Origin of the sequence: Shigella sp. FC1544 (assembly GCF_001722145.1) — a bacterium.
GTDB lineage: Bacteria > Pseudomonadota > Gammaproteobacteria > Enterobacterales > Enterobacteriaceae > Escherichia > Escherichia coli.
Window position 1 is genome coordinate 1 of the sequence record NZ_MECT01000107.1, and the last position, 6,828, is coordinate 6,828.

At 47.2% G+C, this 6,828-nt stretch carries 5 protein-coding genes and 2 pseudogenes; 4 read left to right on the plus strand and 3 right to left on the minus strand.

The genetic code is table 11. From position 1 onward, the window contains the following. Both BGK49_RS30930 and BGK49_RS07385 read right to left on the minus strand, forming a co-directional pair. Positions 1-108 (minus strand): hypothetical protein (locus BGK49_RS30930; RefSeq protein WP_223808163.1); only part of this gene is annotated, 108 nt, incomplete at its 3' end. A gap of 66 nt (positions 109-174) precedes the next feature. After that, positions 175-390: pseudogene (locus BGK49_RS07385) on the minus strand (IS91 family transposase); the annotation flags it as partial. A gap of 276 nt (positions 391-666) precedes the next feature. Here BGK49_RS07385 and BGK49_RS07390 point away from each other — a divergent pair. The 4 genes from BGK49_RS07390 to senB all read left to right on the plus strand — a co-directional run bounded on the left by BGK49_RS07390 (position 667) and on the right by senB (position 6,000). After that, positions 667-1,542, plus strand: coding sequence for a ChaN family lipoprotein (locus BGK49_RS07390; protein WP_001224621.1), 876 nt, complete (start codon positions 667-669; stop codon positions 1,540-1,542). Between the two features lie 7 nt (positions 1,543-1,549). After that, positions 1,550-2,326: an energy transducer TonB family protein gene (locus BGK49_RS07395; protein WP_000981088.1), complete on the plus strand. Its 777-nt coding sequence runs from the start codon at positions 1,550-1,552 to the stop codon at positions 2,324-2,326. Positions 2,327-2,494: 168 nt separating this feature from the next. After that, positions 2,495-4,756 carry a TonB-dependent receptor domain-containing protein gene (locus BGK49_RS07400; protein ID WP_001100761.1) on the plus strand — a complete coding sequence of 754 codons (2,262 nt, stop codon included), beginning with the start codon at positions 2,495-2,497 and terminating at the stop codon, positions 4,754-4,756. A gap of 68 nt (positions 4,757-4,824) precedes the next feature. After that, positions 4,825-6,000 (plus strand): enterotoxin production-related protein TieB, encoded by a 1,176-nt coding sequence (gene senB / locus BGK49_RS07405; RefSeq protein ID WP_001020414.1) that lies wholly within the window; start codon positions 4,825-4,827, stop codon positions 5,998-6,000. Between the two features lie 372 nt (positions 6,001-6,372). On the opposite strand, the pseudogene BGK49_RS07410 reads toward senB, so the two are convergent. After that, a pseudogene (locus BGK49_RS07410) lies at positions 6,373-6,561 on the minus strand (IS91 family transposase); the annotation flags it as partial. Positions 6,562-6,828: the final 267 nt, after the last annotated feature.

Genomic DNA, 6,828 nt, shown 5'->3' on the forward strand with positions numbered 1-6,828 from the left:
TTCGGGGTCGAGGTAATCCCCCAGAGAAGTCAGTGGGTTACGCAGAGAATCGTAACGGGATACCAGATCAAGAGCCTGTCCAATGTGCATAAAAAAATCCGGAAACAAGTGAGCGTTTCCGGATTCTTACACAGCCACTGGATCGGTCAACTGACCCTTAACTGATCGGCATTACTCCGGGATGTGCTGTTTCAGCCTCGCGACCAGCTCACGCTGTGTCAGCGTTTCCGTCGCCGTTTCTCCCGTTTTGTGGTCCAGGTAACGGAAGTTCAGGCTCGCCCCTCCGTTGTAATGTGCCAGCCGGGAGGCCGCTATCGGCGGCTTCTTCAGATAACGACCCAGGTAGCGCGCCGTATTCCTCCCGCCGGCCGTTTTCTTCGACATGTACATCAGGCGCGGAACTCATCGGGGCGCGGGAATGAAATCCCATTCAGACTCCGGATAGATTCAAGCAAGCCCACTTATCGTCAAAATCGGTGTTGCAAAAACGGGAGTGACCATAGATCCGTTTTCCAAGCGGACCCCATAATATCGGCTGGTAAACATCACTCGCTAGTGCATTCTTTTTGTTGGTAATGATAATTATTTACATTTATTCTTTGATGTTTTATCATAATTAATGTTTTATCAATAAATATATGGAAATATATTGTTTCAGATGGGAATATGAGAAAGTTCATCCTTATTTCTATGATAACGTTAGCTAGTGTTAGTCTGGGAGCCTGCAGACAGAATGTCACCATAAAGCAGGATGCGCCAGGGCAGAAAGCTTTCCTGATTGACGGGCAGATTTACGATTTGCACAGTGGCAAAATTATTTCTAGCAGCGAGCTTTTGGCGGATCTTGCTACCGCTCGACATCTTATTATTGGTGAAAAACACGATAATGCCGAGCATCATCAGATTGAGCTTTGGCTTATTCAAAATCTGCTCATCCAGCGACCACAGGGGAGTGTGTTGCTTGAGATGTTGACGTCAGACCAACAGCCCCGAGTTAACCAAGTTAAATGTTGGCTGAAAGATAATCCTGTGGTTCGAGATAGCCGTGTTCAGGAACTACTTAACTGGCAAAAAGGGTGGTCCTGGGAGATGTATGGCGACATCGTCATGCAGCTATTACGTGGGCCTTACCCGCTGCTCAATGCCAACATTGGCCGGGAGCAGATGTTGGCACTGTACAAAAAAAACGAATTTCCTAAAGGAAAAAAATCCACTGCACCTGTGGTACAAGAAGCTCTGCGTGAAACCATCATAGCTATGCATGAAGGCAACCTTGAAAGCCAGCAACTGACGTCAATGCTCTCTGTTCAGCAGCAGCGGGATCGCTACATGGCCCGCCAGCTTCTGAGTGCCCCGGTACCGTCGTTGTTGATTGCAGGTGGTTATCACGCGTCAAAAAGCATGGGCGTACCGTTACACATGGAAGATCTTGCCACCGGCACCCATCCAGTGGTGTTGATGCTTGCAGAAAAAGGAATGAACATCACAGTAGATCATGCTGACTACGTGTGGTTTGTAGCGCCAGATACAACAAAAAGGTAAACCATGGATGATGAATATTCTCCACTTCCCACAGTCGGTAAAATGGAGCAGCTGGTTTATCTGTTCTCTACTGCTTCATGGACTGATTTTCCTTACGTTTATCTGGCGTTTTTCCGAAGTTCAGCCCGCTATGTCTCCTGCACCGGCGATCATGCTGCAATGGGCAGAAATTATAGAGGCTCCTTCTTCTCCACTTTCGCTTCCGGTGGGAATCGCTCAACAGGAGTCCGCAGTGACAGAAGAAAAGCAACAAACTGAGGACAGACAACAACGTCCTGTCACTGAAGACAGTGATGCAACCATTGAAATAACTAGGAAGAAAAAGTCATCCGATGGAGAAAAGAAAAAGACACGTCCACCTCGTAAGATAAAGGCTCAAACCAGCGACAGCAACCCCACAGCCGTTTCCAGTAATGCTGCACCTCAGGCTCTGGTCGAATCGTCCCGTATTGCTGCGCCTTTTAACAGTGACTCAACAAAGCGAGATAATTCTGAGGCATCTTGGGAAAGCAGAGTAAAAGGCCACCTTAACCGTTATAAACGTTACCCTGGCGATGCCAGAAAACGTGCACGAACCGGCACAGCCGTTGTGACTTTTACCGTAAACACGGAAGGCACTATTGTCAGTAGTTTCTTGGAAATCTCTTCAGGAACCTTTTCTCTTGACCGCGAAGCTATTGCTGTTTTAGAACGCGCTCAACCACTTCCCAAACCACCGCCTGAAATATTGGAGGGAGGATTATTTAAAGTAAAAATGCCGATTACCTTTAAGTTGAAGGAGTAAAGGGATAATTGGCCGTTCAAGTTCATTTAACTGAAATTTAATTTTCATTTTTATGCTGAACATTTTATCAAACTTTTCCACTGTCGAAAAAATAAAAAAGACAGTAGATCATAATTAATAAACAAATAGTTATACTTATCTTTATTAATATTATATCCAAGGAAATTTATGAACGTTATAAAACTGGCTATCGGCTCAGGCATATTATTGCTCAGCTGCGGTGCTTACTCACAATCCATCAGTGAAAAAACTAATTCCGACAAAAAAGGAGCGGCAGAATTCAGTCCGCTCAGCGTTTCTGTCGGGAAGACGACCAGTGAGCAGGAAGCTCTCGAGAAAACAGGCGCGACCAGTTCCCGGACAACGGACAAAAACCTGCAATCACTTGACGCAACAGTGCGTAGTATGCCTGGTACTTATACTCAAATAGATCCTGGTCAGGGAGCAATCAGTGTGAATATTCGAGGCATGAGCGGATTTGGTCGTGTAAACACTATGGTCGATGGTATTACCCAGAGTTTTTACGGAACCTCTACCTCCGGAACAACGGCGCATGGTTCAACTAACAATATGGCTGGCGTACTTATAGATCCTAACTTACTGGTAGCAGTTGATGTTACACGCGGTGACAGCAGTGGCTCTGAAGGGATCAACGCCCTTGCCGGTAGTGCAAATATGCGTACTATTGGCGTTGACGATGTAATATTTAACGGTAATACATATGGCCTTCGTTCACGTTTCTCTGTCGGTAGTAATGGGCTGGGACGCAGCGGAATGATCGCCCTTGGTGGAAAAAGCGACGCTTTTACGGATACGGGAAGCATTGGCGTTATGGCTGCTGTGAGCGGCAGTTCTGTGTACTCTAATTTCTCAAATGGTTCTGGAATTAACAGCAAAGAGTTTGGTTATGATAAATATATGAAGCAGAACCCCAAATCCCAACTGTATAAAATGGATATCAGACCAGACGAATTTAACAGCTTCGAACTTTCCGCTCGAACCTATGAAAATAAATTTACACGTCGTGATATAACCAGTGACGACTATTACATTAAATATCATTACACCCCTTTTTCTGAATTAATTGACTTTAACGTAACGGCCAGTACCAGTCGCGGTAATCAAAAGTATCGTGATGGCTCGCTGTATACTTTCTACAAAACCTCAGCGCAAAATCGTTCTGACGCGCTGGATATCAACAATACCAGCCGGTTCACTGTCGCGGACAATGAACTGGAGTTTATGCTGGGCAGCAAACTGATGCGTACCCGCTATGACCGGACCATTCACTCAGCGGCGGGCGACCCGAAAGCGAATCAGGAATCGATCGAGAACAATCCGTTCGCACCCTCCGGCCAGCAGGATATTTCAGCGCTGTATACCGGGCTGAAGGTTACGCGCGGCATCTGGGAGGCAGATTTCAATCTCAACTACACACGTAACAGGATCACAGGGTACAAGCCCGCCTGCGATTCACGCGTTATCTGCGTGCCACAGGGTAGCTACGATATTGACGATAAAGAGGGTGGCTTCAACCCTTCAGTTCAGCTTTCTGCTCAGGTAACACCATGGCTTCAGCCGTTCATTGGCTACAGCAAATCCATGCGCGCCCCGAACATCCAGGAGATGTTCTTCTCTAATTCAGGAGGCGCATCCATGAACCCATTCCTGAAGCCTGAACGTGCAGAAACCTGGCAGGCGGGTTTTAACATTGATACCAGAGATTTACTGGTCGAACAGGATGCCCTGCGCTTTAAGGCTCTGGCGTACCGCAGCAGGATCCAGAACTACATCTACAGCGAGTCTTATCTGGTTTGTTCTGGAGGTCGTAAATGCAGTATGGCTGAGGTGATTGGCAATGACTGGGAGGGCATTAGCGATGAATACAGCGACAATATGTACATCTACGTTAACTCGGCAAGCGACGTTATTGCAAAGGGCTTCGAACTGGAGATGGATTATGATGCAGGTTTTGCTTTTGGCCGACTCTCTTTCAGCCAGCAGCAAACAGACCAGCCAACCTCCATCGCCAGCACCTACTTTGGCGCAGGGGATATGACCGAACTGCCCAGAAAATACATGACGCTGGATACTGGTGTTCGCTTCTTCGATAACGCGTTGACCCTGGGCACTATCATAAAATACACAGGCAAGGCTCGTCGCCTGTCGCCTGATTTTGAGCAGGACGAACATACCGGCGCAATAATCAAACAGGATTTGCCGCAGATCCCAACGATTATCGATCTCTATGGTACTTACGAGTACAACCGCAACCTGACACTGAAACTTTCGGTACAAAACCTGATGAACAGAGATTATTCGGAGGCGCTGAATAAGCTCAACATGATGCCAGGTCTTGGTGACGAGAGCCACCCAGCCAATTCCGCGCGTGGCAGAACATGGATATTTGGCGGGGACATTCGTTTCTGATGACAATTTCCGCCAGGTTCAGACAATACGTTTTCTCTCTTATGTCAATTTTATTGCAGGAACGAAAAATGAATATTTTCACTTTATCCAAAGCACCGCTATACTTGTTAATTTCACTATTTTTACCCACGATGGCCATGGCTATCGATCCACCTGAACGCGAACTTTCGCGATTTGCCCTGAAAACGAATTACCTTCAGTCCCCTGATGAAGGCGTCTATGAACTGGCGTTTGATAATGCCAGTAAAAAGGTGTTTGCAGCAGTCACCGATCGTGTAAATCGTGAAGCCAATAAAGGCTATCTGTATTCGTTTAATTCAGATTCGCTGAAAGTCGAAAATAAATACACGATGCCATACCGGGCATTTTCGCTGGCGATAAATCAGGATAAACATCAGCTCTATATCGGACACACCCAGTCAGCGTCCCTGCGTATCAGTATGTTTGACACCCCAACCGGTAAACTGGTAAGAACCAGCGACAGGTTAAGTTTTAAAGCGGCAAACGCTGCAGATTCGCGTTTTGAGCATTTGCGCCATATGGTTTACAGCCAGGATTCCGATACCCTGTTTGTGAGTTATAGCAATATGCTGAAAACGGCCGAGGGCATGAAGCCTCTGCATAAGCTGTTAATGCTCGACGGGACGACGCTTGCCTTAAAAGGCGAGGTTAAGGATGCTTACAAAGGTACAGCGTATGGTCTGACGATGGATGAAAAAACACAGAAAATCTACGTTGGCGGAAGAGATTACATCAACGAAATTGATGCGAAAAATCAGACGCTGCTGCGTACCATCCCGTTGAAAGATCCGAGACCACAAATCACAAGTGTGCAGAATCTGGCGGTGGACTCCGCTTCTGACCGTGCCTTTGTGGTGGTATTCGACCATGACGATCGTTCCGGTACAAAAGATGGCCTCTATATTTTTGACTTACGCGACGGTAAACAGCTTGGCTATGTGCACACAGGAGCCGGAGCTAACGCGGTGAAATACAATCCGAAATATAACGAACTGTATGTCACCAACTTTACTAGCGGCACCATCAGCGTAGTGGATGCCACCAAATACAGCATCACCCGTGAATTTAACATGCCGGTCTACCCAAACCAGATGGTGTTGTCGGACGATATGGATACCCTTTACATTGGCATCAAAGAAGGCTTTAACCGCGATTGGGATCCTGATGTGTTTGTGGAAGGAGCTAAAGAACGTATTCTGAGCATTGATTTGAAAAAGTCGTGATCGGGGGAAAAAACATGGGATAAAAACTCCGTTATTCCACTAAACTGGCCGGACTAGGAAAAGCAAACATCTCTGTCCTGCCGGTACGCCTGTTACGCCGCTCCATGAGGCTGAGGAATCTCCAGAAAACGAGACAGGCACAGCATTGTACGATCAACTGATTTGTGCCAATAATTCAATGAAATCACAGCTATGCCTGTTCACGTATAGGAAATTGAAAAACTAAGCGATACCACTGTCCGCGTCTTATGCCTCGTGCGGTAAGCTGTTTTTCACATCACGCCGGTGTTTTTTTCTTTCTGTGGACGGTTTTAATACTGTAATCGGCCGTTTTTTATACTTACCCCGATTCCCGGGCGCACTTATCCTGCATCACCCCGGGATATACCTCAGCAGACTGATATCCCGCGCGTTTTTCTTCAGCCCCTCCACATTCAGTCCCGCGATGGCCTGGCGGTATACCATCCGGCCGCCACACAGCACGCATTCGAACGGGTCACGACTCAGGAACTGTTTCACCATTTGTGCATAGCACACTTTCGCCACTGGTTCCGGTTTATCCTGTTTTTATAACGGTAATTGCAGACCATGACAAACCGCAGCCGTCAGGCTGCCTACTCGAGTCACAAGGCTCTCTGTGTCCGATATGCCGGCAGCGCATTACCCATGAAACTGGCTGGAACGTACACCATAAGGTGAAGAAAGTTATGGGGGGCGGTGAAGAATTATCGTAAGCGTGCAGCAAGAACCGTATTGACGGGGATGTGTTATTCAGTCGGCAGTGCTACGCGCCAGGGGAGCAGTTCGCCGACCCGGTTTATCGGCCAG